The sequence below is a fragment of the Gluconobacter thailandicus F149-1 = NBRC 100600 genome, from assembly GCF_000964465.1.
Lineage (GTDB): Bacteria > Pseudomonadota > Alphaproteobacteria > Acetobacterales > Acetobacteraceae > Gluconobacter > Gluconobacter thailandicus.
Genome location: NZ_BANH01000121.1, coordinates 1 through 536, shown reverse-complemented (window position 1 = coordinate 536; position 536 = coordinate 1). Strand labels below are relative to the sequence as shown.

General features: G+C 54.7%; 1 protein-coding gene. It reads right to left on the bottom strand.

Annotation, left to right across the window (positions count from 1 at the left end; genetic code table 11):
• Positions 1–188: 188 nt before the first annotated feature.
• The gene (locus B7444_RS17515; RefSeq protein ID WP_373277522.1) at positions 189–419 is read right to left on the bottom strand and encodes a DDE-type integrase/transposase/recombinase; all 231 of its coding nucleotides are present in this window, start codon (positions 417–419) and stop codon (positions 189–191) included.
• Positions 420–536: the final 117 nt, after the last annotated feature.

The following is a 536-nucleotide window of genomic DNA, read 5'->3' as shown; positions in this document are numbered from 1 at the left end:
GTGCGCTCGCTTCGGCTGGACGTGTCACGGTTTACTTCCGAACCACCGGGTTATCCGTTAAGCGGCGTTGCGCTCGTGATCCAGAGGCTTTTCCACTGGGGTGCGGAATGCAGCCTCTGCGCGTTGTAGACATCGTTGATGTAAGGAGTGATGGCCTGCTCAACCTCCTGACGCGTGCTCTAAACCTGTCACCACATGAGTTCTACTTTCAGGGTTTTGAAGAAGCTCTCAGCCACTGCACTATCCCAACAGTTTCCCTTTCTGCTCATGGATACGAAAAAGCCATGAGCGGAAAGGAGCTGACGGTAAGCCTCTGAACAATACTGACTATCACGATCAGCATGATGGATGCAGCCTGGTGGTGGCTGACGCAAGGCAATAGCGCGTTGTAACGCTGTGGTGGCAAGATCTGCAGTCATATGGACCTCAAGGTTCCAGCCGATGACTCTGCGTGAGAAGAGGTCCAGCACCACACCCCGGAAACCCGGCCCTCCCGTGTCCAGATGTCTGTGATGCCCGCTGTCCATTTCTGGTTA

What these genes read in the sequence shown, in the direction of transcription:
- B7444_RS17515 (WP_373277522.1), bottom strand. Translation starts at nt 419, where the DNA reads ATGACTGCAGATCTTGCCACCACAGCGTTACAACGCGCTATTGCCTTG.